We start from the raw sequence: 23,578 nt of genomic DNA, 5'->3' as shown, positions 1-23,578 counted from the left end.
GGATCTCAGGTGGTGGGCAGGGTGACCCCGCGCTGCCCCTGGTACTTGCCCCCACGATCCTTGTACGAGGTCTCGCATTCCTCATCGGACTCGAGGAAGATCAGCTGCGCGACCCCCTCATGGGCGTAGATCTTCGCCGGCAGCGTGGTGGTGTTCGAGAACTCCAGCGTGATGTGCCCCTCCCATTCGGGCTCGAGCGGCGTCACGTTGACGATGATGCCGCAGCGCGCGTACGTCGACTTGCCGAGACAGATCGTCAGGACGCTGCGCGGGATGCGCAGGTACTCGACGGTGCTGGCGAGCGCGAATGAATTGGGCGGAATGATGCAGACATCGGACTCGACGTTGACGAAGCTTCGCTCATCGAAACCCTTGGGGTCGACGAACGCCGAGTTGATGTTGGTGAAGACCTTGAACTGCGGCGAGCAGCGCACGTCGTAACCGTAGCTCGACGTGCCGTAGGACACGATCTTGCCCCCGTCGTTCGCCCGGACCTGACCCGGTTCGAAGGGCTCGATCATGCCGTGCTCGTCGGCCATCCGACGAATCCAGTGGTCGGGCTTGATGCTCACGCTGGCGGCTCCCCTGACTGCGTGCCGGCGGATTATGGCACAGCCCCCGGCGGGTCGCACGACCCCCCGCGGCAATCCGCCCGCGGCCGGCGGCGAAACACGCCGATACAAAAAAAGCCCGACCGCGCGGGACGCGGCCGGGCTTTCGGTACAGCGGAACGGGACCGGCTTACATCTCGCCGGAGACCCAGTACTCGACGCGGTCGCCGTTGTTGTTGATGTAGTTGGTTACCGCCTCTTCGTAGCTGCTCTCGCGCGCCTCGTACATGGCGGCCTGCAGATCGTCGATCGGGATCCACATGCGCCCCAGCATCGTGGCGGCGTCGATGTTCTCCTGATAGAAGCCCTGGCGGGCGATCGCGTGGATCCGCTCCCAGGAGCCGAGGACACCCTTGGGATCATCGATATAGCGCAGATCCCAGGCACCGAACTTCCAGTGCGGGCTCCAGCCCGTGACGACGATCCAGTCTTCATCCTTGGCCGCCCGCTCGAGCGCGGCGGTCATGGCGGCGCCGGACGAGGTCTGCAGGTTATAGCCGTCGAGGCCATACTGTTCGATCGCGTCCTTCGACAGCCGCGTCAGGCCGGCGCCCGGGTCGATGCCGGTGATCGTGCCGTCCAGCTTCTCGCGGATCGAGTCGTTCTTGAGGTCCTCGATCGAGCTGATCTGATCCTTCGGGATGTACTCCGGAACGATCCAGCCGAGCTTGGCATGATCGTAGAGCATGCCGAGATTGACGACGTCACCGCCGACCTTGTCCATGTAGTCCGAGTGCGTCCCCGGCAGCCAGGACATCAGCATGACGTCGATATCGCCCGAGGCCACGCCCTGATACTGCGGCGCGATGTCGGTCTGGACGAGCTCCACGTCCTGATCCATACGCTCTTCAAGGATTCGCGCGGCCAGCTTGGTCACGAACTCGGCATCCGACCAGGCCGTCCAGCCGATCCGTACCGAATCCTGACCGTGAGCGGTCGAGACTGCGCCGAAGGCGAGTCCGATAGCCGCAATCATTCCAAGTATTCGTTTACTCATGATGTACACCTCCTCGTGTCGTCGTAACCGATCATCGGCATGCGTTCCGGTATTGAAGCGCAGGCCGAGGCCGACAGCGTTGTCGGCTCGTCAGCGATGGGCATCCGCGCGGACCCCATCGCCGCTCACGTTTCCCAGCCCGCCACCCGGCTCGCGGGGAAGCGACGGGCAGGCCGGCCAACCGTGCAACCCATAGACGGGTAGCGGCCTGAATGGCCTGCACATCCGGGTGATGGAGCATGCGAAACAGCACAACTTCGTGCTTCGCGATGAAAACAGCCTATCAGACCCCGAACATGAGCCGTCAACATTGAAGGCTCCGGTCAGCCCGTTCGGGCCTTCTCGCCCCAGAGTGTCTCCAGCCGGTCGTAACGCCCGCAACCGCTCGTGTACCACTTGTAGCGGATGGGATTCTCCTGGTGGTAGTTCTGGTGATAGTCCTCGGCGATGTAGAACGTCTGCGCAGGCACGATCTCCGTCTTGACGGGACCGGGCAGCACGCCGCTCTCCTCGATCTCCGTCCGCGTTTCGCGCGCCAGACGGCGCTGGTTATCGTCGTGGAAAAAGATGGCACTGCGGTACTGCGACCCGACATCGCAGAACTGGCGGTCCTCCACCGTCGGATCGATGTTGTGCCAGAACACGTCCAGCAGCCTGCGATAGGACACCACATCGGGATCGTAAACCACCCGGACAGCTTCGGCATGGCCGGTACCGCCGGAGCTCACCTGCTGGTAGGTCGGATCAACGGTATCGCCACCGGTGTAGCCGGATGTGGTGGATTCGACACCGTCGACGCCGTCGAATGCCTCCTCCACGCACCAGAAACACCCCCCGGCGAAGGTCGCAACCGCCTTCCCGGCCGGCGGTTCACCGGGCGTTTCCGCAAGAGACGGTCCAGTGATCAGAACGAAAAAGAGGAGGATCAGCGATCGCATGGGCACGACTCCCGGTTACGCAAAGGTGGCTACCCGTTTGACCCACGAGCGGCCATGTCGTTCCTTCGCGTCTTCCCAGGGTCCGGAGTCAGCCGGCCGGATCCAGTACTTCGCGGGCCTGCTCATCGGCATGATACGAGGAGCGCACCATCGGGCCACTCGCCACGTGGGCGAAGCCCATCCCGTGACCGATCTCGGCCAGCCGATCGAACTCATCCGGGTGGACATAGCGCGCCACCGGCAGATGCGCCGGTGTCGGCTGCAGATACTGCCCGATCGTGAGCATCGAGCAGCCGTGCGCGCGCAAGTCGCGCATAACCTCCTCGACTTCCGCGATCTCCTCTCCGAGACCCAGCATCAGGCCCGATTTGGTCGGGATCTCCGGATGCCGGCGTCCCGCTTCCGCGAGCAGATCGAGCGAGCCCTGGTAGTCGGCGGACGGTCGCACCGGCTTGTACAGGCGCGGCACCGTCTCGACGTTGTGATTGAACACATTCGGCGGCGCCTCATCGAGCAGATCGAGCGCATGATTGATCCGGTTGCGGAAATCCGGCGTCAGGATCTCGACGCGGGTACCCGGCGTGCGCGCGCGGATCTCGCGGATGCACTCGACGAACTGCCCCGCCCCACGGTCGGCCAGGTCGTCACGGTCGACCGAGGTGATCACGACGTAATCGAGCCCGAGTGCCTCGACCGTCTCGGCGAGTTGCCGCGGCTCGTTCGGATCCGGCCGGTCGGGGCGCCCCGTGGCCACATCGCAGAACCGGCAGCGCCGGGTACAGATGTCGCCGAGGATCATGAAGGTCGCGGTCCCCTTGCTGAAGCACTCCCCCAGGTTCGGGCAGGCCGCCTCTTCGCACACCGAGTGCAGGTTGCGCTCGCGCAGGATCCGCTTGATCTGGCGCACCCGCGGGTGCACCTGGGCCTTCGCGCGAATCCAGGACGGCTTGCGCTGGCGCTCCTGCGGCGCGGGCGCCTCGCCTTCCACCTTGATCGGGATGCTGCGCACCTTGTCGCTGGCGCGACGATGACCGGCTGGATCGAGCCGGGATGGCGAGATATAGGATTTATCGCTCATGGGTACTCCATATCGGGCGGCACCCGCGTGCCTTCGGCTACGGCGCGGTAGCCGAGAGCGGACACGAGCCGCGTGATCAGCCGCTCGCCGAGCAGATCGCCATCAGCGGTCACACCCTCGGTGAACGTACTCGTGACCTCGAGGCCACGGTAGCCACATGGATCGATACGCGCGAACGGTTCGAGACCGCAGTCGACGTTGAGCGCCAGACCATGGTAACTGCAGCCGCGTCGCACCCGCAGCCCGAGCGCCGCGATCTTGCGGCCATCGACGTAGACGCCGGGCGCGCCGTCGCGCCGAGCCGCCTCGACACCTTCCGTGCCCAGCACGTCGATCACGGCCTGTTCCAGGGTCGCCACCAGACTACGCACCCCGATACCGCGAGCGCGCAGATCAACCAGCGTGTAGAGGACGATCTGTCCCGGGCCATGGTAGGTGACCTGCCCCCCGCGGTCCACCTGGACCAGGGGGATATCACCGGCATCGAGGACGTGTTCCGGGCGCGCTACACGCCCCAGCGTGAAGACCGGCGGGTGTTCGAGCAACCAGAATTCGTCCGGAGTCGAGGGCTCGCGCCCATCCGTGAAGGCCTGCATCGCGCGCCAGGCGGGCTCGTAATCCACCCGGCCGGGGCGACACACCACCAGGTCCGGGATCAACGCGGACACATCCCGATCGCGTTCAGAGCGCCACCAGCACCCGTTCATGGGCGCTGAGCGTATGGTAAATGCGGTCAAGCTGTTCCCGGCTCACGGCACGCACGGTGATAGTGACCGCCAGATAGCGTCCCCCGCTGCTGCTGCGTGTCTGCACGTCATCGTGCGTCACTTCCGGGGCGTGAGGCTGGATCAACTCGACCACGAGCGTGCCGAAATCGCCCGTATCATAGCCGAACGCCTTGATCGGGAAGTCGCAGGGAAATTCCAGCAGCGTGTCTTCGGTCATCAGGCCCTCCGCCCCCGGGGCGTGCCGGAGTTATTCAAACCACTGCAGTACGGCATCGGTCATGCGCTGGAAGAAGCTGCCGGCCGCCACCCCCGACAGGGCAACGAGCGGCGCCTCGGCGACGACCTCGCCGTCGAGCTTGACGGTCACCTGGCCCAATTCCTCCCCTTCATCCGCGGGCGCCACCAACTGGCCGGGGAAGGTCATGCTGGCCTCGAGCGCATCGTACTTACCCTTGGGGATGGTGACGTGGAGGTCCTCCGACAACCCCAGACGCACCTGGTCGGCCGCGCCTTTCCAGATCCGCGCCTCCTTGAGCGTCTCGCCGGCCGCGTACAGCCGATGACTCTCGTAAAAGCGATGCCCCCAGGACAGCAGCGCGCGGCTACTGGACTCGCGCGCGTCCGCGCTGGGCTCGCCCATGACGACACTGATCAGTCGCGTACCGTCGCGCTCGCCGGACGCGGCCAGGCAGTAACCGGATTCGGAGGTATAACCGGTCTTGATGCCATCGACGTAATCGGTCGCGTACAGCAGATCGTTACGGTTGTACTGGCGGATGTCGTTATAGGTGAACTCCCGCTTCGCGTAGCGCTCATAGCGCTCCGGGAACTGCCGGATCATCACGCGCGACAGTTCCGCCATATCCCGGGCACTCGAATAATGCGTTTCCCGGTTCAACCCTTCCGGGTTCTCGAAGCGGGTGTTCTCGAGCCCGAGTTCGTCCGCATAGAAATTCATCTGTTCGACGAAGGCGCTTTCGCTGCCGCCGACATACTCGGCCAGCGCGAGCGCGGCGTCGTTGCCGGACTGCACGACCAGGCCATCCAGCAGCTTATCCACCGTCACCTTGTCACCGACCTCCAGGAACATCTGCGAGCCACCCATGCGCCAGGCGGCCTCGCTGACCTCGACCTCATCATCGAGCGTGATGCTGCCGTCGTCGAGGGCGCGGTACACCGCGTAACCCGTCATGATCTTGGTCAGGCTAGCGGGCGGCAGGCGCTTATCGGCATTCTTTGCGGCGAGCACCTTGCCGGTCTCCGCCTCCATGAGGATATAGCTCTCGCCGGAGGTGGACGGCGGCTTCGGAATCGGCTGCGCGATAGCGGGCAGGCTCAGGAACAGGAACAGACAGGCACACAGAGCGGGCAGATACTTCATGGGTCCAGGGCTCTCGTTGGGATGGGGCCGCAGCGGTCCGGCCCCGGGGCTGAAAAGAAGATTGTATCGACGCGGATCGAGATGTAACACCGACACGTTCACTCCGTGATGAATCGCGCTCCCTCCACGCCCGCCTCATCAAGGCTGCTCAGCATGGCGTCGCGGTCGGTATCGCCGTCCAGCGGACCGATGCGGACCCGGTACACGGACACCCCGGCGGCGGACTCCGCCTTTTCGACGTTGACCGGCTGGATGCCAGCCCCGCGTACCCGGGCACGCATGCGCTGCGCATTGGCGTACTCGCGGAACGCACCCACCTGGAGGAACACCTCACCGTCGGCATCGGTGCCGGTAGCGGGGGCCGTGTCCGACTGCGAGTCGGCGGTCGAGTCACCCGGCGTCAGCGCCCGCACGCGCACCCGCGCCGTTCCGCTATCGATCACACCCAGCCGGGTCGCCGCGGCATACGACAGGTCGATCACCCGATCATCGACGAACGGGCCACGGTCGTTGACCCGCACGACCGTGCTGCGCCCATTGTCGAGGTTCGTCACCCGCACATACGTCGGCAACGGCAGCGAGCGATGCGCGGCCGTCATCTCGTACATGTCGTAGGGCTCGCCACTCGAAGTCCGCCGGCCATGGAACTTGCTGCCGTACCACGAGGCGATGCCTTCGGCCACATACCCGCGCGCCGAATCGCGCACATGATAGCGCTGGCCGTTGACGACATAGGACTCCGGATTGCCGTAACGGCTGCGGGGCTCGTCGCGCGGAACGACCGTCGGCAGGCTGTCCGGATCGATTTCCGCCCCAGGACCATCGGCGGGCTCGCCCGACAGCGTACTGCAGCCGGCGAACAGCGCCGTCAGCATGGCCACCGCCGCGGCGCGGATCGCGGGTTTCACTCCGCGGGCTCCGTCTCGACGCCGCGGCGGATCCGCTCGGCCAGCTGGTAGACCGCCATGGCGTAGAGCGCGCTGTGGTTATAGCGGGTAATGGCGTAGAAATTCCCGCGGCCAACCCACACCTCGGGCTCGGCCTCCGTTTCCAGCGAGAACACGTGCACGCGCTCGTCGGCGCCCACCGGCGGCTCGACGCCGAGGCCCGCCGCCCGCAGGTCGCTCTGGTCGACCCGCGGCTTCAGGCTCTTGCTTGTCAGCTCGCGCCAGTCATCGCGGGATGGCCGCACCCGATGCACGATCGGCTCGCCAGCGCTCCACCCATGGTCGGCCAGATACGCGGCGACACTGCCGATCACATCGGCGTTGCTGTTCCACAGATCCCGCCGGCCATCGCCGTCGAAATCGATGGCGTAATGACGGTAGCTGCTCGATATGAATTGCGGCATCCCCATGGCACCCGCATACGACCCCTTCACCGACGTCGGCGCGATGCGCTCATCGCGCGCCAGCAGCAGGAACTGCTCGAGTTCGCGCCGGAAAAAGTCACTGCGCGGCGGATACTCGAACGCCAGCGTGGCCAGCGTATCGAGTACCGGGTGACGCCCCTTGTGGCGACCATAGAACGTTTCCACGCCGATGATCGCGGCGACGATCTCGGGCGGGACCCCGAATTCGCGCTCGGCCCGCGCTAGCAGATCAGAATTGTCGCGCACGAATTCGATCCCGCCCTCGATCCGGGGATCGGTAATGAAAATCGGTCGATACCGATACCAGGGCATCGCCTCGGCCGGCGCCGCGATGGCCTCGAGTACCGCCTCCTGGCGCTCCACATTCTCGAACAGACCGCGGAGCTCGGCGGCGTTGAAATCCTGGCGGCTGGATACGTCGTCGATGAACGCGCGGACACCGTCGCGCTCAAGGAAGGAACCGCTGGCGGGTGCGACCGCCGCGAGCCAGAGGACGGCGGCAAGGACCGGGCGAATCGTCATGGGGCAAGTAACCGCTTGTGGGAACGGATGGACATGATTATGCCGAACGCGCAGAGCAATGTGACCATCGATGTGCCGCCATAACTCACGAGCGGCAGCGGTACGCCGACAACGGGCAACAGGCCGATCACCATACCGATATTGACCACGACGTACACGAAGAAGGTCAGCGCCAGACTGCCGGCGAGCAGACGCCCGAAGCTGTCCTGCGCCTCGGCGGAGATATACAGCGCACGCCCGATCACGCACAGATACAGAAACAGCAGCAATACGCCACCGAAAAAGCCGAATTCTTCACCGAAAACCGCGAAAATGAAATCGGTCGACCGCTCCGGCAGGAAATCGAGACGTGACTGCGTGCCGTTCAGCCATCCTTTGCCGTAGAGGCCACCGGAGCCGACGGCGATCTTCGACTGGATGATGTGGTAACCGGCCCCGAGCGGATCGCTCTCCGGGTCGAGGAAGGTCAGCACACGGCGCCGCTGGTAATCGTACATCATGTGCCAGCCGACCGGGATCAGCGCGGCGCCGGTCAGCAGGAACCCCAGCATCAGGCGCCAGCGCAGCCCGGCGAGGAACAGGCCGAAGGCGCCGGCACTGGCGATCAGCAGCGAAGTGCCCAGATCGGGCTGCCAGGCCACCAGCGCGACCGGGACCATGATCAGCGCGCCGGTGACGAGCACACGGCCAAACGAGGGCGGCAATGCGCGGTCACCCAGATACCACGCAACCATCATCGGAACGGCGATCTTCATGCCCTCCGAGGGCTGCACGGTCACGATGCCGAGATCGATCCAGCGCCGCGCGCCGCCCCCCATCTCGCCGGCGACCAGCACCCATACGAGCAGACCGAGACCCGCCGCGAACAGCCAGGGTGACCACAACCGCAGGTTGCGGGGCGGGATCTGGGCGGCGACCAGCATGACGAACAGGCCGATACCGAGGCGCACGCCCTGCTGGATCAACAGATCGGTCGACTCGCCGCCGGCGCTGTAGAGCACCACCATGCCGACGGCGGCGATGGCGAGGATCCCGAGCAGCAGCGGGGGGTCCACCCGCAGCGCGAGCAGCAGCCGCGTCAGTGGTGCGCCGCGCGCCCGTGCGCCCAGCAGTCCATCGTTATCCACCATCGTCTTCCCCGTCCGCGGGCGGCGGATGCTCTTCGAGCCAGCGGTCGATCAGTTGCTGGGCGACCGGCGCCGCCGTGGCGGAGCCGCTGCCGCCATTCTCGACCAGCACGGCAACGGCAATGCGCGGCGCCTTCGCTGGCGCGAACGCAACGAACAGGGCGTGATCGCGCAGCTGCTTGGCAATCGCCTCGGCGTCATACTCCTCGCCCTGGGCGATGGAGAAAACCTGCGCCGTCCCGGTCTTGCCGGCGATCGTATGCGGGCTCTTCCAGCCGATGGCCCGGGCGGTGCCGCGTTCGCCCTCGGTCACGTCGACCATCGCGTCGATCACGAAATCCCAGTCCGTCTCCACCTTGAGGTCGACAGGTTCCACGACCGGCTCGCGCGCCCGCGCGACCACGGCATCGCCGTTCTGCGGCGCCTCCTCTTTGGTATCCGTGCGCACCTCGGCCGGTCCGGCTTCGGCCAGCAGGTGGGGACGCACCGGCCGGCCCCGATTGGCGATCTGGGCCGTCGCGGTGGCCAGTTGCAGGGGCGTGACCTGCATGTAGCCCTGACCGATGCCGTGGATCACCGTCTCGCCGCTGTACCAGGGTTCACCGCGATTGCGGCGTTTCCACTCAGGGTCGGGGATGAGCCCATCGCGTTCACCGGGCAGATCGATCCCGGTCGGCTGCCCGAGCCCGAATTTGCGCAGGAACCCGGCCATTTCGGTCATGCCGAGATCCATGGCGAGGTCGTAGAACATGACGTCGCAGGACTGGCTGATCGCATCGCTCAGATCGACCTCGCCGTGGGCCTTCCAATCCCGATAGCGGCGGCTCCTGCCCTCGAGCGTGTAATAACCGCGGCAATGGATTTCCTCATCGCGGTCCCGCGATTTCCGCTCGAGCCCGTTGAGCGCGATGATCGGCTTGATGGTGGAACCGGGTGGGTACTGACCGCGGATCGCGCGGTTGAACAACGGGCGGCTGGGGGAGTCCCGCAACGCGGCGTAGGTATCGCGGCCGATCCCGTTGACGAACAGATTGGGGTCGAAGCCGGGCTGGCTCGCCAGCGCGAGCACTGCACCGTCGCGCGGATCCAGCGCGACCACCGCGCCATCCTCGGGCCCCAGCAGGCGCTCGGCGAAACGCTGCAGACCGAGATCGAGGGTCAGCTGGATATCCTCGCCCGGGACCGGTGCCTGTTCATCGAGCACGCGGAGCACCCGCCCCTCGACGTTGACCTCCACCCGGCGAACCCCCGGATCGCCGTGCAGGACCTCCTCGTACGCATATTCGATGCCGTTCTTGCCGACATGGCTGGTGGCCCGATAAGAACGCGGATCAAGACGCTGCAGATCCGCCTCGTCCAGGCGCCCGACGTAGCCGAGCGCGTGCACGCCCGTTCGCCCCCAGGGGTAATGCCGCGTGAGCCCGGCGACGATATCCACCCCCGGGAATCGATGGCGGTTCACGGACAGGCGGGCGACCTCCTCGCGACTGAGCCGGAAACGCAGGGGAACGCCCTCGAACGGCCGTGCACGCTGCCACGCGCGCCGCAGGCGCTCGACATCGGCGCTGTCGAAGTCGACGAAGGAACGCAGGCGTTCGAGCGTCGCGTCGAGGTCCTCGACCCGTTCGGGTACGAGCTCGAGGGTAAAACTCGGCAGGTTCTCGGCGAGGATGCGGCCGTCACGATCGTGGATCAGTCCGCGGGTCGGCGCGATGGCCTCGATGCGGACCCGGTTGTCGTCCGAGAGCGTGGCGTAATGCTCGTGGCTGAGGTATTGCAGGTGGAACAGCCGCCCGGCCAGCACGAGCACGAGCACGAGCGCCCCCACACCGGCGGCGACAGCGCGCCGACGGTATAGACCCGCCTCGTGTTCGTAGTCTCGCAGCCGGTCGGATCCGGCCATTCAGGCTCCCGCCGCGGCTGCTCGCCGCGGCCGGCCACGACCGTCTCAGGTCGTGGCGTTGTTGTACCGCTTGACGCTGGCGCGGATCTCTTCGCGCGCTACCTCTGCGCCGTCCCAGTGATCCACACGCGCCCATTTGCCCGCCTCGAGCGCTTTGTACTGCTCGAAGAAATGCGCGATTTCGTCGAGCAGCGAACGCGCTACATCGGTGTACTCCTGGACGTTGCGGTAGAGCGGGGTCAGTTTGTTCGTCGGCACCGCCAGCAGCTTGGCATCGCCACCGGACTCGTCTTCCATGTGCAGCATGCCCACCGGCCGGCACGGGATCACGACCCCCGACATCAGCGGCGAGTTCGTGATCACCAGGATATCGAGCGGATCGCCGTCCTCGCCGAGCGTGTGCGGAATAAAACCATAATTGCACGGATAGTGCATCGCGGTCCCGAAGAACCGATCGACCATCAGGGCGCCGCTGTCCTTGTCGAGCTCGTATTTGACCGGGGCCCCGTAGGTGGGAACCTCGATCACCGCGTTGATTTCATCGGGACAGTTCTTGCCGATATCGATTTTGTTCAGATCCATGCTGGACTGCGCTCCCGGTTCGCCGGTTGACAAAAACGCGGGATTATACCGATCTGGAGTGCTTCCCGACAGACGCAGCGTCATTACCGACGGACGCGCAAGGCACGCAAGCGGTGGTGATTCAGTTCCAGGCGCCAGGCGCGTATCCTGCGTGGCGACCCGCCGGACCGTGACAACCTTGCACCGACTGCGCCCGTCAATCCTCGCCGCGCTGCTGGCCCTGCCCCTGCCGGCCGACGCGGACGATTCACCGCCAGCCAATGCGGACGACTGGCTGTTATGCCCCCCTCCCCCGGTTCTGCCAGCGACCGATGTCGAACAGCCCGACGCCCAGGGCGTTACGCGGGCGGCCTCCGAGTCGATGGAAACACGCGGCTCGATCACCACCCTCCAGGGCGATGTGGCGGTGCGGCGGGGCAATCGCACGCTCGGCGCTGAACGCGTCCGGATCGACCGCGAGGGGCGCACGGCGGAGGCCTCGGGGAGTGTATTCCTGCGCGAGAACGGTTTTGTCATCGAGGGGCGTCGCGGGTCCGTAAATCTGGATTCCGGGGCATTCAGCCTGGAGCGGGCCGATTACCGGGCCGCCGAGCTCCACGCTCAGGGGAGCGCCCGGCGGATCGATCGCGATGAGGCCGGTGTCAGCCGCTTCGAACGGGCGACGTATTCAACCTGCCCGCGCGACGATGAGGACTGGCAGCTCAAGGCCGATTCGGTCGAACTCAATCCGAACACGCGCCAGGGCACGGCGACCAACGCCCTGCTCCGTTTCAAGGGCGTGCCGATTTTCTATACCCCCTGGTTCCGGTTCCCGATCGGCGATGAGCGCATGAGCGGTCTGCTGGTTCCGAGTGTCGGCAGTTCGAGCGGCTCCGGGTTCACGGTCGGCGTGCCTTATTACTGGAATGCGGCCCCCAACTTCGATGCCACTCTGGAACCGCGCTACCTCTCGGATCGCGGCGGCCAGCTGCGCTCCGAGTGGCGTTGGCTCGGACCGGCCGGATACTGGCAACTCAACAACGAGTATCTGCCCGATGATGACCGTTTCGGCGACGACCGCGTGCTGACGCGCATCGAGCACGAGGGCAGTTTCGGCGCGGGCTGGCGCACGCACATCGACGCCGAGAGCGCCTCCGACGAGGCGTACTTCGAGGATCTGTCCTCCAATCTTTCCCTGTCCAGCCAATCCCAGTTGCGGCGACGGGCCGACGTCCGGTGGTCCGGCGCACCCGGCACGCTGCGCGCACGCTACGAGACGTGGCAGACGCTGGACGAGAGCCTGGCGGCCAACCGGCGGCCGTACGAACAGCGACCGCAGCTGACGTTCGACGGTGAGCAACGCTTCGGCGGTTTCGAGACCCGCTATGAGACGGAGCTCGTGAACTTCCAGCGCGCGGCGAGCGATACCGGCACCCGCCTGAATGCGCGGCCGTCGGTGGGCTATCCGATCGAGACCCCGGGCTGGTTCCTGCGCCCCAGGCTGGGCTGGGATTACACCGCCTACGACCTGAACCGCGACACCACCACCGGCCCGAGCAATCCGGACCGGTCCCTGCCGTTCGCCTCGCTCGACAGCGGCCTGATCTTCGAGCGCACCGGCGGCAGCTACCGCCAGACACTGGAACCGCGGGCGTTCTATGTCTACACGCCGGAAGAGGCGCAGGACGATCTGCCGGTGTTCGATACCGGTGAGTACGATTTTTCCTTCGCGCAACTGTTCAGCGAACGCCGATTCACCGGCCCCGACCGGATGGCCGACGCCAACCGGTTGACGCTCGCACTGACGACCCGGCTGCTCGACCGCGACCAGGGGCGCGAGGTCCTCCGCGCGAGCATCGGCGGCATCCACTACTTCGACGACCGGACGGTCCAGCTGCCGAACCAGCCGGTAGAGACGCGTGACAACTCGGACATCGCGGCCGAGATCGCCGTGCAACCCACGGAGGCCTGGCGCAGCGGCCTGGACCTGCGCTGGAATCCGGAACTGGACAAGATCACCGACGGGTCGTTCGATGCCCGTTTCGACGGCGGCAGGAACCGGATCGTGAACTTCGGTTACCGCTACACCCGCGAGTCGAAGGAAGCCGTCGATCTCGCCTTCGCATGGCCCCTGTCCCCGCGCTGGCTGGCCGTCGGCAGCACCCGTTATTCCCTGCGCGACGACCGCAATTTCGAGACCCTGCTGGGGGCGGAATACGAGAGCTGCTGCTATAAGGTACGGGCGCTAGCGCGGCGCTACGCGAGCGGTCAGGGACAGGACAACGGCTTCGTGATCGAGTTTGTCCTCAAGGGTCTGGGCGGGTTCGGCGACGATGCCGGCGACCTTCTTGACCGTGCTATCCTTGGCTATTCGCGCTGATCGTGGATGGCGGAGCGCCCCGCCGTCCCGGCCCGGTACCACCGCACAACCGAGTGACCATCCCATGTCCCGACTGCGCCGCCACCTGACGGCCATCGCCTGCGTTATCGCGATCGCACTGCCCGCGGCGGCGCCCGCGCGGGCAGCCGAAACCCTCGACGGGATCGCCGCGGTGGTCAACGAGGATGTCGTCCTGCACAGCGAACTGCGTGCGGAAGTCGACTTCGTGCGTGACCAGATGCGGCGCAATGGCCAGCGCGTCCCGCCCGACAGCGTCCTGCGCGAGCGGGTGCTGGAGCGCCTGATCCTGGAGAATATCCAGATCCAGCGCGCCGAGCAGCGGGGCATCAGCGTGGACGACGAAGCGGTCAACAACGCGCTGCGCAACATGGCGGACCGCAACGGCACCAACCTCTCCGGTCTGCGCCAGCGGGTCGAAGCCGACGGGATGGATTTCCAGCGCCTGCGCAACGACATCCGCCGGCAACTGATCGTGTCGAGGCTGCGCCAGCGCGAGGTGGCGAGTCAGGTCCAGATCTCGGAGGACGAGGTCGACTCCGCCCTCGACCGCATGGAGCAGGCCAACCAGCAGGAGGCGGAATACAGGCTGAGCCACATTCTCATCGGCCTGCCGTCGGACGCCACGAGCGCCGAGGTCACCGAGGCGCGCGAGGAGGCCGAGGCACTGGTCGAACGGCTGCGTGATGATGCCGAGTTCTCAAGCATCGCTACGCGCGCCTCGGATGGGCCCGAGGCCCTGAACGGGGGCGATCTCGGCTGGCGTTCCGCCACCTCGCTGCCGACGCTGTTCGTCGAGGCCGTCCGGGGAATGTCGACCGGTGCGATCTCGGACCCGCTGCGCAGCCCGAACGGTTTCCACATCCTGAAGGTCGAGGACCGGCGCGGCGGCTCGGAACAGACCGTAACCGAGATCCGGGCCCGGCACATCCTGCTCAAGGACGACGGCGGTATGGATGATCCGGACGCCCCGGCCGACGCGGAGACGGAAGGCGAATCGCCCCGGGAACGGCTCGAGGCGCTGCGCCAGCGTATCCGGGCCGGAGCGGATTTCGCCGAGATCGCGCGCGCGAACTCCGAAGATCAGGGCAGCGCCAGCCGCGGCGGTGACCTCGGCTGGGTCGGTCCCGGGGAAATGACACCCGCCTTCCAGCAGGTCATCGAGGGTCTGGAGCCCGGGACGCTCAGCGAGCCGTTCCGCTCACCGTACGGCTGGCACCTGGCCGAAGTCCTCGAAAAACGGCAACGCCAGGATATCGAGGAATATCAGCGCGCGCAGGCGCGACGGGCCCTGTACGAACGCGAACTCGAGCAGGAGGCCCAGCGCTGGCGGCAGCGCCTGCGCGACCAGGCCTACGTCGAAATCCGGGCGGACGGATAGGGGGCGCCTGGATCATGCCCGCCCCGATCCGGCGGATCGCGCTGACCCCGGGCGAGCCGGCCGGCATCGGCCCGGATCTGATCGCGGCGATCGCGGCGCATGCGAGTCCCGCCGAGCGCGTGGTGATCGCCGACCGCGACATGCTCGCCGCGCGCGCCGCAGCCCTTGGCCATGATCTGGCGCCCTACGCATTCGATCCGGCGGCGCCCCCGCGCGCGCAGGCCGCGGGCGAGATCGCGGTGGATCACATCCCGACCGGGGCCGCCGTCGAGGCGGGCCGACTCGATCCGCGCAACGCCCACTACGTGCTCGAAACGCTCACCCGGGCCGTGGATGGCTGTCTCGCCGGGCATTATGCCGCCATGGTGACCGCCCCGGTGCACAAGGGCGTCATCAACGATGCCGGCATCCCCTTCACGGGCCACACGGAGTTCCTCGGGGAGCGCACCGGCGGCGATCCGGTCATGATGCTCGTCGCCGGAGATCTCCGCGTGGCGCTGGTCACCACGCATCTGCCGCTGCGGGCCGTGCCCGACGCGATCACGCGCGAGCGGGTCGAAGACGTCGCGCGGATCCTGCAGCGCGATCTCCGCCAGCGCTTCGCCATCGAGCGCCCGCGCGTACTGGTCCTCGGCCTGAATCCGCACGCCGGCGAGGGCGGCCATCTCGGGACCGAGGAGCGCGATATCATCGAGCCCGCCCTGGCGAGTCTGCGTGCGGAAGACATCGACGTCGCCGGCCCGCTGCCCGCGGATACCGCCTTCACCCCGCGCGCGCTCGACGGGGCCGATGCGGTGCTCGCCATGTACCACGATCAGGGCCTGCCGGTACTGAAATACGCCGGCTTCGGCCGGGCCGTGAATGTCACCCTCGGCCTGCCCATCGTGCGAACCTCCGTGGACCACGGCACGGCACTGGAACTGGCCGGGAGCGGCCGGGCGGAATCCGGCAGCCTGAATGCGGCGTTCGAACTGGCCGTTCGCCTCGGCGGTCAGGGCTAGTGCCCTTTAACGGAAGTTCACCGGCTTCTCGCCGGCCCTCGGGGCGGCTGGCGGCGTTGCGCCTCCTCCCAATACGATGCGCTATTGGTCGTCGGCGCGCCTTGCCACCCACCCCGATGCCTCGCCGAGAAAACTCGGCGAACTCCCGTTAAAGGACATCAGACCGTGGCCCATAGCCCACGCAAGCGTTTCGGCCAGCACTTTCTGCACGACCGCGGGACGGTCGACCGGATCCTGGCGGCCGTTGCGCCCGCGCGCGGCGAGACCGTGGTCGAGATCGGTCCCGGTGAGGGCGTACTGACCGAACCCCTGCTGGCCGCCACCGGCCGGCTCCACGTCGTCGAGGTCGATCGCGACCTGGCCGCGACGCTGCGCGGGCGCGCGGAATGGGCCGACACGCTGCGGGTGCACGAGGCCGATGCACTCCGATTCGACTTCACGGCGCTGGCGCCCGAGGGTAGTCGCGTCCGGGTGGTCGGCAACCTGCCCTACAATATCTCCACACCGCTGCTGTTCCATCTGCTGGAACAGCGCGCCGCCATCGCGGACATCCATTTCATGCTTCAGCGCGAGGTGGTGGACCGCATGGCAGCCGCGCCCGGCTCCGGCGTGTACGGTCGGCTGTCGGTCATGATCCAGGCGTACTGTAGGGTCACGCGGCTGTTCCGGGTTCCACCCGGGGCTTTCCGGCCGCCGCCCGCGGTCGAGTCGGCCGTCGTGCGCCTGGTGCCGCGCGCGCAGCCGCTGGTCGACGCCGCGCATGCGGCCCATTTCGGCGAAATCGTGCGGCGCGCGTTTTCGGTACGCAGGAAAACCCTGCGCAATGGACTGCGTGGTTTTGTGGACGCAGACACGATCACGGCCGCCGGCATCGATCCCGGCATCCGCCCGGAACAGCTCCGCGTCGAGGATTTCGCCCGCCTCGCCGGGACGTGAACGCCCCGGCGCAGGCATGTATACGTTATGATGCCGAACAAGCCGAGGAGCCTTCATGAGCGACGAAAACGGCATCCGCATCGACGTAGAGACGGACTATCTCGAGGCCGAATCCAATCCCGGGGAAGGCCGTTACGTATTCGCCTACACGATCACGATTCACAACGACGGCGAACAGCCGGCCCGCCTGCTGACACGGTACTGGCGCATCACCGATGACAACGGTCACGTGCGGGAGGTCCATGGCGATGGGGTCGTCGGCGAGCAGCCGTATCTGCGCCCCGGCGAAGGCTTCCGCTATACCAGCGGCGCCAATCTGGAGACCCCGCTCGGGACGATGGCGGGCCGTTACGGCATGATCGACGCGAATGGCGAGCACTTCCAGGCCACCATTCCCGAGTTCCTGCTCACCACGCCGCGCATCCTGCACTAGGAGCCTGCCCGGGAAACCATGTACGTGATGCGCGCGTGCCACAGAGCCACCGGGAAGGTTGCTGACGTTTCGTTGCCGAGGCGTCCGTGACCACCTGGGCCATCGGCGATCTGCACGGCTGCCATGACGACCTCTGCCGTCTGTTCGATCGGATCGCGCTCGATCCAACGCGTGACCGCGTCTGGTTCGTCGGTGATCTGGTCAACCGCGGTCCGGACTCGCTCGCGTGCCTGCGCGCCGTCCGCGACCTCGGCGATACGGCGGTCTGCGTGCTCGGCAACCATGATCTGCACCTGCTTGCCCGAGCCGCCGGCGCGCGGACGCCACGGAGCAAGGACCGGTTCGACGAGATCCTGGACGCGCCCGACCGCGCCGAGCTGCTGGACTGGCTGCGCCACCGGCCGCTGATGCATCACGACCCCGATCTCGGCTACACGCTTGTCCACGCCGGCCTGCATCGCGACTGGGACCTCGATACCGCGCTTGGGGTGGCGGCCGAGGTAGAGACTATTCTCCGCGCCGACGATTACGAACGCCTGTTCGACTACATGTACGGCGACGAGCCGGAACAGTGGTCGCCCGACCTGACTGGCGAGGCGCGCATCCGCTGCGCCGTGAACATCTTCACGCGCATGCGCTACTGCCGGCCCGACGGCAGTCTCGACCTTGGGCCGACGGGCCCGCCCGGCACGCAGCCCGAGGGCCTGCTGCCGTGGTTCGAACTGCCCGGGCGCGCCAACGCCGATCTGCGCATCCTGTTCGGTCACTGGTCCACGCTGGGGTACTACAGATCGCGCGGCGCGTATGCACTCGATTCCGGCTGCCTCTGGGGTGGACGGTTGACGGCACTGGCGCTCGAACGCGAGCCGCGGGCGGTGCAGGTGGAGTGTGAGGGGGCGATGGTGCCGGTGGGGTGAGGGCCAAGGGCCAAGGGCCAAGGGCCAAGGTATCGTAGGCCGGTTTTTTCCGAAGGTAACAGCCGGCAGCCCCCGCACAAGACCGTGGCCTCGTCTGGCGCTCGAACGCGAGCCGCGAGTCGTGCAGGTCGAGTGTGACGGGCGATGGTGCCGATGGGATGAGGCGGCAGGGGCAAGGGCGAAGGAGTGAAGGCTGGCTTGCCCGGCGCCTTGCGTATTCGAGAGGTGCGCCAATCACGACCGCCGGGGAATGCCGGCTTACGTCCGCGCCCTTGGCCCTTGGCCCTTGGCCCTTGGCCCTTGGCCCTTGGCCCTTGGCCCTTGGCCCTTCGCCCTGCCGCCTGAACTCAGTCCCCGATCCGCTCCAGGATCAGGAAGCTGTAGGCACATTCGTGGCGCTCATCGGCCTCGTGGTCTTCGCGGAAGGTCTCGCGCCACTCGCCCATCTCGAACGCCGGGAAGAAGGTATCGCCCGGGTATTCGCCGTGCACCACCGTCAGATAGAGGCGGTCGGCCAGATTGAGCGTCGCCGCGAACAGCACACCGCCGCCGATGATCATCACCTCCGGATAATCGCGGGCTACCTCGAGCGCGCCCTCGAGACTCGGCACGACGGTCGCGCCCGGGGCCTCGAAATCGGGCTTCGTCGAGATCACGATATTCGGCCGCTCCGGCAGCGCCCGGCCGATCGACTCCCACGTGCGGCGCCCCATCACGATCGGCTTGCCCAGCGTGCAGCGCTTGAACCACTTCAGATCATCGGGCAGATGCCAGGGCAAGCGGCCTTCGTGACCGATCATGCGGTTGCGGTCGAGCGCAACGATCAGGCTGAGTTCGTGTTTCATACGGCCACCGGCGCGGGTATTGCGGGATGCGGATCATAGCCTTCGATATGGATGTGCGCATAGTCGAAGGCAAACAGATCATCCACGCCCGGATCCAGCCGGAGCGTCGGCCGCGGCAGGGGTTCGCGCTCGAGCTGCCGATCGACCTGGTCGAAATGATTCAGGTACACGTGTGCGTCACCAAAGGTATGGACGAACTCGCCCGCCTCATAACCGGTGACCTGCGCCACCATATGGGTCAACAGCGCATACGAGGCGATGTTGAAAGGGACGCCCAGGAACAGATCCGCGCTGCGTTGATAGAGCTGACATGAGAGGCGTCCGTCGGCGACGTAGAACTGGAACAGCGCGTGGCAGGGTGCCAGCGCCATGTCCGGCAGCTCCGCCACATTCCAGGCGGAGACGAGCAGGCGCCGTGAATCCGGATCCCGGCGGATGCGGTCGACCACATCCGCCAGCTGATCGATGGTCGCGCCGTCGGGCGCCGGCCAGGAGCGCCACTGACGACCGTATACGGGCCCCAGTTCGCCATCGGCATCCGCCCATTCATCCCATATGCGCACACCATTGCGGCGCAGATAATCGATGTTCGTGTCGCCGGCGAGGAACCACAGCAGCTCGTGGATCACCGACTTCAGGTGCACCCGCTTGGTCGTGACCAGCGGGAACCCCTCGTTGAGGTCGAAGCGCAACTGACGTGCGAATACGGAATGCGTCCCCGTCCCCGTGCGGTCCGATTTCGGTGTGCCGTGGTGGCGGACCTCGGCGAGCAGATCGAGATAGGCGCGCATACTAAGCTTCCATGAAGTTTTGTCTCACCGTGTCTCCGTGGCCGGTTGCTGACGCGCAAGGAAGAGTAACAGGATTCCGCCGAGGATCATCGGCACGCACAGCAGTTGGCCCATCGTCATCCAGCCGAACGCCACCGCGCCCAGGTGCGGGTCCGGCGCACGGGCGAACTCGACGGCGAACCGGAACACCCCGTAACCGAGCAGGAACAGCCCGGAGACGGACCAGCGTGGCCGCGGCCGGGCCGAGAACCACCACAGCAGGGCGAACAGCACGACGCCCTCGAGCAGGAATTCGTACAGCTGCGATGGATGGCGGGGCTCCGGACCGGCGCCGGGGAAAACCATCGCCCATGGGAGATCCGTGGGACGTCCCCACAACTCGCCGTTGATGAAATTGCCGAGGCGCCCGGCGCCCAGCCCGATCGGCGCCACCGGGGCAATGAAGTCGGTCACGTCGGCGAGGTGGCGCCCCTGGCGTCGGGCGATCCAGCCCATCGCGGCGATCACGCCGAGCATGCCGCCGTGGAAGGACATGCCACCCTCCCAGATGTAAAAGATCGACAGCGGGTCGGCCAGCAGTTCCCCGAAGCCGTAGAACAGCACATATCCGATCCGGCCCCCCGCCAGCACGCCGACCGCCCCCCAGAACAGCAGATCGTCGAGCTGTTCACGCCGCCAGCCCGGGGCACCATGGTCGATACGCCGACGCAGCAGCAGCCACGCCGCGGCGAAACCGATGAGATACATGAGGCCATACCAGTGGATGGCCACCGGGCCGATTTCGATCGCTACGGGGTCGATGCGGGGATAGTCGAGCATGGCGACACAGTGTACGGGATCGCCCCCCGTTCAGTCGCCTGTCGCGCGCACTCCAGCGGGCATGCGGACGGCTTCGAGCGGTCGCGGGCGGGCGTAGCCGTAGCCCTGGAGGAAATCGACACCGATCCCGCGCAGGACCTCGATCACCGCGTCGTTCTCGACGAACTCGGCGATGGTGTACATGCCCAGCGCGTGACCGACGTCGTTCATCGAGCGCACGATCGACTGGTGCACGGGATTGGAATGGATATCGCGCACGAACGCGCCATCGATCTTGAGGAAGTCGACGGGCAGATTCTGCAGATAGTTGAACGACGACAGTCCACTGCCGAAGTCATCGAGCGAGAAGCGGCAACCGCGGGCACGCAGCGCCTCCATGAACGCCCGCGCCGACGCGAGATTCGAGATCGCAGCCGTCTCCGTGACCTCGAAACACAGGTTCCGCGGCGACACCGCGTAGCGATCCATCTCGCCCAGCACCGTGTCGAGGAAACCGTCGCTGGCGAGCGATCGCCCGGAGAGGTTGATCGAGTACAGGGCGTCATCCGGGACGTCGTTGGAGGCGATCCAGGCGAGCGCGTGGCGGACCACCCATTCATCGATCGCCGGGGCGAGGTTGTAGCGTTCAGCGGCCGGCAGGAAGCTGCCGGGCTGGCGGATGGTGCCGTCCCCGTCCGCCATGCGCAGCAGGATCTCGAAATGGCGCACCGGCTCCGGCGTAACGGCATCGACGATATCCTGGCAGTAGAGGATCAGGCGGTCCTCCTCGAGGGCCCGGTTGATCTCGGTCACCCAGTGCATCTCGGCATGGCGCGCCTGCAGGGCCGCGTCGTCGGCCTCGTACACCTGCACGCGATTGCGCCCCTGGTCCTTCGCCATGTAACAGGCGGTATCGGCCGCGCTCAGCAGGATGTCCGTGCTCGGGCTCTCGGCATCGATGGAGACCACCCCGATACTCACCCCGATGGTGAAAATGTGTTCCGTCCACACGAACCGGAACTGCTGGATCGCCTCGCGCAGATCCTCGGCGATGGCGCGCGCGGCCGGGATCCCGCAGGGGTGCAGCAGCAGACCGAACTCGTCTCCGCCCAGCCGCGCCAGCGTCCCGCGCCCCGCCAGCCGGTCACCGAGCATGAATGACAGCTGGCGCAGGAGCTCGTCGCCCGCGACATGGCCGCAGGTATCGTTGACGAGCTTGAACTGGTCCAGGTCGAGGTAGCACAGCACGCCAGCGCCCGCGTCATCGCGGGCGGACTGCAGCACCTGATGGAGGCGATTCTCGAACTCGTAGCGGTTGATCAGGCCCGTCAGGGAATCGTGCGTCGCCTGCCAGCGCAGGCGCTCGGTCATGCGCTGGGCCTCGGTCACGTCATGGAAAATGAGCACGGCACCGACCACCGCACCACCCCGGTCGCGCATCGGCACGAGGGCGTAATCGACATAGCGCATCTCCCCGTCGTCGGCGTCCGCGGCGCCCGCGAGCCGTCCGATCCGCCGCGCGCCGGTCGTGCGGCGCTCATGCACGCAGCGGTCAACCAGATGGCTCTCGCGCTTCTGGCCGCCGCGATCGTATAGCGCCACGACCTCGTCGATGGGCCGGCCGACGGCGTCGGCCTCCGCCACGCCGGTGAGTTGGGTGGCGACGGGATTGATGTACTCGATCCGGCCTTCGGTGTCAGTCGCGATCACCGCGTCGACCACGGCCTCCAGCGTGGCCTGGGAAAACTCGCGTGCCTGCGAGGCGGCGCGCGCATGCGCCTCGGCCAGCTCGCGCGCACGGTTCGCCGCCACCTCGGCATCACGGCGCTGGCCCACCTCGCCCTCCAGTTCCGTGACCAGGCCGCGCACGCGCTCGACCATGGCGTTGAACGAGCGGATCGGGGTGGCGATCTCGGGTGGCCCGGCCGCGGTAACCGGGACGAAATCGTCTACGCCCCGCTCCTGGGAGACATTTTCGGCGGCCTGCTGCAGCCAGCGCAGCGGCTGCATCAGGCGGCGCAGACTGACCAGCGCGATCAGAATCGCCAGCGCCAGGATGGAGCCCGCCGCGAGCAGGACGAAATCACGCGTAGCGGCCAGCTGCTCATTGAGCAGCCCCACACCGGTCGCCGCCCGGATCGCGAACACCGGCTCATTCGCCCCGGCCGGCGTCAGGTAGCGGGTCGAGACGGTGTCACTGCCGTCAGCGAGACGCTGCCAGTCGTCTGTCTGGTAGAGCCGATCGCCACCGGGGCGCTCGATCCGGAGCGCGATCCCGGCATCCCTGCCGATCCGCGCCAGGGCCGCGACCGGATCACTGACCACCTCGACGAAGCCACCCGGCTCAATCCCCGGCAAGGGTATAAGCAGCGACTGTACGGGTACGCCGGCGCGGATGCAGGCCCTCTGGGCCATGCGGTCGGAGGCCAGCGGTGATGCCTCCGCCTCATCCGGCGCGGGGCACCCGCGAGACCGGGCGCCCGCCTCCGCCGCCGGATCGAGCGCCGCGTCCAGAACGCGGACGCCGGTGAGCGCGGCGTCCGCGGGCGCGTCGGCCAGCGCCGAGCGCATGACGGCATCGAGTCCATCCCCGCGCCCATTGCGCCACGCACCCCGGAACGCCGGATTCCGGGCAAGATCGAGGGCGAAGATCCGCTGACCGGCGGTCATCGCCTGGCGGCGATTGCGGACCTCGTTGCTGACGATATCCTTGAGCGCGGCGGCACGGTTTTCATGCGAAACCGATCGATAGATCCCCGCGCTGAAGAGCACCAGCGCCAGCGCGACCGCCCCCATTGCCAGCAGGCAAAGCGCGACGACGGTCTGCAGACTGGGGCTTTTTCGCTGCATCGTTTCCGGT

At 66.8% G+C, this 23,578-nt stretch carries 22 protein-coding genes; 6 read left to right on the top strand and 16 right to left on the bottom strand.

What is annotated here, in order from left to right:
* Nucleotides 1-5 precede the first annotated feature (5 nt).
* The 12 genes from dcd to ppa all read right to left on the bottom strand — a co-directional run bounded on the left by dcd (nucleotide 6) and on the right by ppa (nucleotide 11,239).
* Nucleotides 6-572 (bottom strand): dCTP deaminase, encoded by a 567-nt coding sequence (dcd, locus tag A0W70_RS12215; protein WP_067562769.1) that lies wholly within the window; start codon nucleotides 570-572, stop codon nucleotides 6-8.
* A gap of 169 nt (nucleotides 573-741) precedes the next feature.
* Entirely contained in the window at nucleotides 742-1,608 is an 867-nt protein-coding gene (locus A0W70_RS12210) for a glycine betaine ABC transporter substrate-binding protein (protein WP_067562765.1), read from the bottom strand.
* A gap of 323 nt (nucleotides 1,609-1,931) precedes the next feature.
* A complete protein-coding gene (gene msrA, locus A0W70_RS12205; protein ID WP_067562762.1) occupies nucleotides 1,932-2,546 on the bottom strand; it encodes a peptide-methionine (S)-S-oxide reductase MsrA in 615 nt (204 codons plus the stop codon).
* Nucleotides 2,547-2,634: 88 nt separating this feature from the next.
* A complete protein-coding gene (gene lipA / locus A0W70_RS12200; RefSeq protein ID WP_067562759.1) occupies nucleotides 2,635-3,624 on the bottom strand; it encodes a lipoyl synthase in 990 nt (329 codons plus the stop codon).
* Entirely contained in the window at nucleotides 3,621-4,220 is a 600-nt protein-coding gene (gene lipB / locus A0W70_RS12195) for a lipoyl(octanoyl) transferase LipB (protein ID WP_245675880.1), read from the bottom strand. Before lipB ends, lipA begins: the two co-directional genes overlap by 4 nt.
* 85 nt (nucleotides 4,221-4,305) lie before the next feature.
* Nucleotides 4,306-4,569, bottom strand: coding sequence for a YbeD family protein (locus A0W70_RS12190; protein WP_067562751.1), 264 nt, complete (start codon nucleotides 4,567-4,569; stop codon nucleotides 4,306-4,308).
* A 30-nt stretch (nucleotides 4,570-4,599) separates the two neighbouring features.
* Nucleotides 4,600-5,733, bottom strand: coding sequence for a D-alanyl-D-alanine carboxypeptidase family protein (locus tag A0W70_RS12185; RefSeq protein WP_067562748.1), 1,134 nt, complete (start codon nucleotides 5,731-5,733; stop codon nucleotides 4,600-4,602).
* A gap of 98 nt (nucleotides 5,734-5,831) precedes the next feature.
* On the bottom strand, nucleotides 5,832-6,641 hold the full coding sequence (locus A0W70_RS12180; RefSeq protein WP_067562745.1) for a septal ring lytic transglycosylase RlpA family protein: 810 nt from the start codon (nucleotides 6,639-6,641) through the stop codon (nucleotides 5,832-5,834).
* Entirely contained in the window at nucleotides 6,638-7,627 is a 990-nt protein-coding gene (gene mltB / locus A0W70_RS12175; protein ID WP_067562741.1) for a lytic murein transglycosylase B, read from the bottom strand. The genes A0W70_RS12180 and mltB overlap by 4 nt, the downstream gene beginning before the upstream one ends.
* Nucleotides 7,624-8,739 carry a rod shape-determining protein RodA gene (gene rodA, locus A0W70_RS12170; protein WP_425402603.1) on the bottom strand — a complete coding sequence of 372 codons (1,116 nt, stop codon included), beginning with the start codon at nucleotides 8,737-8,739 and terminating at the stop codon, nucleotides 7,624-7,626. The genes mltB and rodA overlap by 4 nt, the downstream gene beginning before the upstream one ends.
* 7 nt (nucleotides 8,740-8,746) lie before the next feature.
* Nucleotides 8,747-10,657, bottom strand: a complete 1,911-nt coding sequence (gene mrdA / locus A0W70_RS12165) for a penicillin-binding protein 2 (RefSeq protein ID WP_067562733.1) — start codon at nucleotides 10,655-10,657, stop codon at nucleotides 8,747-8,749.
* Nucleotides 10,658-10,702: 45 nt separating this feature from the next.
* Nucleotides 10,703-11,239: an inorganic diphosphatase gene (gene ppa / locus A0W70_RS12160; protein WP_067562729.1), complete on the bottom strand. Its 537-nt coding sequence runs from the start codon at nucleotides 11,237-11,239 to the stop codon at nucleotides 10,703-10,705.
* Between the two features lie 178 nt (nucleotides 11,240-11,417).
* Between ppa and A0W70_RS12155 the strand changes: the two genes are divergently transcribed.
* The 6 genes from A0W70_RS12155 (at nucleotide 11,418) to A0W70_RS12130 (ending at nucleotide 18,284) form a co-directional block, all read left to right on the top strand.
* Nucleotides 11,418-13,598, top strand: a complete 2,181-nt coding sequence (locus A0W70_RS12155; RefSeq protein WP_175443117.1) for an LPS-assembly protein LptD — start codon at nucleotides 11,418-11,420, stop codon at nucleotides 13,596-13,598.
* A 64-nt stretch (nucleotides 13,599-13,662) separates the two neighbouring features.
* A complete protein-coding gene (locus tag A0W70_RS12150) occupies nucleotides 13,663-14,997 on the top strand; it encodes a peptidylprolyl isomerase (RefSeq protein WP_067562722.1) in 1,335 nt (444 codons plus the stop codon).
* 11 nt (nucleotides 14,998-15,008) lie between these two features.
* Nucleotides 15,009-15,998 carry a 4-hydroxythreonine-4-phosphate dehydrogenase PdxA gene (gene pdxA / locus A0W70_RS12145; protein WP_217495443.1) on the top strand — a complete coding sequence of 330 codons (990 nt, stop codon included), beginning with the start codon at nucleotides 15,009-15,011 and terminating at the stop codon, nucleotides 15,996-15,998.
* A gap of 165 nt (nucleotides 15,999-16,163) precedes the next feature.
* Nucleotides 16,164-16,934: a 16S rRNA (adenine(1518)-N(6)/adenine(1519)-N(6))-dimethyltransferase RsmA gene (gene rsmA, locus A0W70_RS12140; protein ID WP_067562715.1), complete on the top strand. Its 771-nt coding sequence runs from the start codon at nucleotides 16,164-16,166 to the stop codon at nucleotides 16,932-16,934.
* A gap of 55 nt (nucleotides 16,935-16,989) precedes the next feature.
* Nucleotides 16,990-17,367 (top strand): Co2+/Mg2+ efflux protein ApaG, encoded by a 378-nt coding sequence (gene apaG, locus A0W70_RS12135; RefSeq protein WP_067562711.1) that lies wholly within the window; start codon nucleotides 16,990-16,992, stop codon nucleotides 17,365-17,367.
* Between the two features lie 86 nt (nucleotides 17,368-17,453).
* Nucleotides 17,454-18,284 (top strand): symmetrical bis(5'-nucleosyl)-tetraphosphatase, encoded by an 831-nt coding sequence (locus A0W70_RS12130; protein ID WP_067562708.1) that lies wholly within the window; start codon nucleotides 17,454-17,456, stop codon nucleotides 18,282-18,284.
* A 347-nt stretch (nucleotides 18,285-18,631) separates the two neighbouring features.
* On the opposite strand, the gene folA is transcribed toward A0W70_RS12130, so the two are convergent.
* The 4 genes from folA to A0W70_RS12110 are packed head-to-tail and all read right to left on the bottom strand — an operon-like array spanning nucleotide 18,632 to nucleotide 23,568.
* Nucleotides 18,632-19,129, bottom strand: coding sequence for a type 3 dihydrofolate reductase (folA, locus tag A0W70_RS12125; protein ID WP_067562704.1), 498 nt, complete (start codon nucleotides 19,127-19,129; stop codon nucleotides 18,632-18,634).
* Nucleotides 19,126-19,920 carry a thymidylate synthase gene (locus A0W70_RS12120; protein WP_067562700.1) on the bottom strand — a complete coding sequence of 265 codons (795 nt, stop codon included), beginning with the start codon at nucleotides 19,918-19,920 and terminating at the stop codon, nucleotides 19,126-19,128. The genes folA and A0W70_RS12120 overlap by 4 nt, the downstream gene beginning before the upstream one ends.
* Nucleotides 19,921-19,944: 24 nt before the next feature.
* Nucleotides 19,945-20,739 (bottom strand): prolipoprotein diacylglyceryl transferase, encoded by a 795-nt coding sequence (gene lgt / locus A0W70_RS12115; RefSeq protein WP_067562696.1) that lies wholly within the window; start codon nucleotides 20,737-20,739, stop codon nucleotides 19,945-19,947.
* A gap of 30 nt (nucleotides 20,740-20,769) precedes the next feature.
* On the bottom strand, nucleotides 20,770-23,568 hold the full coding sequence (locus A0W70_RS12110) for an EAL domain-containing protein (RefSeq protein WP_175443116.1): 2,799 nt from the start codon (nucleotides 23,566-23,568) through the stop codon (nucleotides 20,770-20,772).
* Between the last annotated feature and the right edge of the window lie 10 nt (nucleotides 23,569-23,578).

This window comes from Halofilum ochraceum (assembly GCF_001614315.2).
Lineage (GTDB): Bacteria > Pseudomonadota > Gammaproteobacteria > XJ16 > Halofilaceae > Halofilum > Halofilum ochraceum.
Note: the sequence above shows the minus strand (reverse complement) of the source record. Positions and strands in the feature narration are given on the sequence as shown.

What these genes read in the sequence shown, in the direction of transcription:
- A0W70_RS12210 (WP_067562765.1), bottom strand. Translation starts at nt 1,608, where the DNA reads ATGAGTAAACGAATACTTGGAATGATTGCGGCTATCGGACTCGCCTTC.
- msrA (WP_067562762.1), bottom strand. Translation starts at nt 2,546, where the DNA reads ATGCGATCGCTGATCCTCCTCTTTTTCGTTCTGATCACTGGACCGTCT.
- lipA (WP_067562759.1), bottom strand. Translation starts at nt 3,624, where the DNA reads ATGAGCGATAAATCCTATATCTCGCCATCCCGGCTCGATCCAGCCGGT.
- lipB (WP_245675880.1), bottom strand. Translation starts at nt 4,220, where the DNA reads ATGCAGGCCTTCACGGATGGGCGCGAGCCCTCGACTCCGGACGAATTC.
- A0W70_RS12190 (WP_067562751.1), bottom strand. Translation starts at nt 4,569, where the DNA reads ATGACCGAAGACACGCTGCTGGAATTTCCCTGCGACTTCCCGATCAAG.
- A0W70_RS12185 (WP_067562748.1), bottom strand. Translation starts at nt 5,733, where the DNA reads ATGAAGTATCTGCCCGCTCTGTGTGCCTGTCTGTTCCTGTTCCTGAGC.
- mltB (WP_067562741.1), bottom strand. Translation starts at nt 7,627, where the DNA reads ATGACGATTCGCCCGGTCCTTGCCGCCGTCCTCTGGCTCGCGGCGGTC.
- mrdA (WP_067562733.1), bottom strand. Translation starts at nt 10,657, where the DNA reads ATGGCCGGATCCGACCGGCTGCGAGACTACGAACACGAGGCGGGTCTA.
- ppa (WP_067562729.1), bottom strand. Translation starts at nt 11,239, where the DNA reads ATGGATCTGAACAAAATCGATATCGGCAAGAACTGTCCCGATGAAATC.
- A0W70_RS12150 (WP_067562722.1), top strand. Translation starts at nt 13,663, where the DNA reads ATGTCCCGACTGCGCCGCCACCTGACGGCCATCGCCTGCGTTATCGCG.
- apaG (WP_067562711.1), top strand. Translation starts at nt 16,990, where the DNA reads ATGAGCGACGAAAACGGCATCCGCATCGACGTAGAGACGGACTATCTC.
- folA (WP_067562704.1), bottom strand. Translation starts at nt 19,129, where the DNA reads ATGAAACACGAACTCAGCCTGATCGTTGCGCTCGACCGCAACCGCATG.
- A0W70_RS12120 (WP_067562700.1), bottom strand. Translation starts at nt 19,920, where the DNA reads ATGCGCGCCTATCTCGATCTGCTCGCCGAGGTCCGCCACCACGGCACA.
- lgt (WP_067562696.1), bottom strand. Translation starts at nt 20,739, where the DNA reads ATGCTCGACTATCCCCGCATCGACCCCGTAGCGATCGAAATCGGCCCG.
- A0W70_RS12110 (WP_175443116.1), bottom strand. Translation starts at nt 23,568, where the DNA reads ATGCAGCGAAAAAGCCCCAGTCTGCAGACCGTCGTCGCGCTTTGCCTG.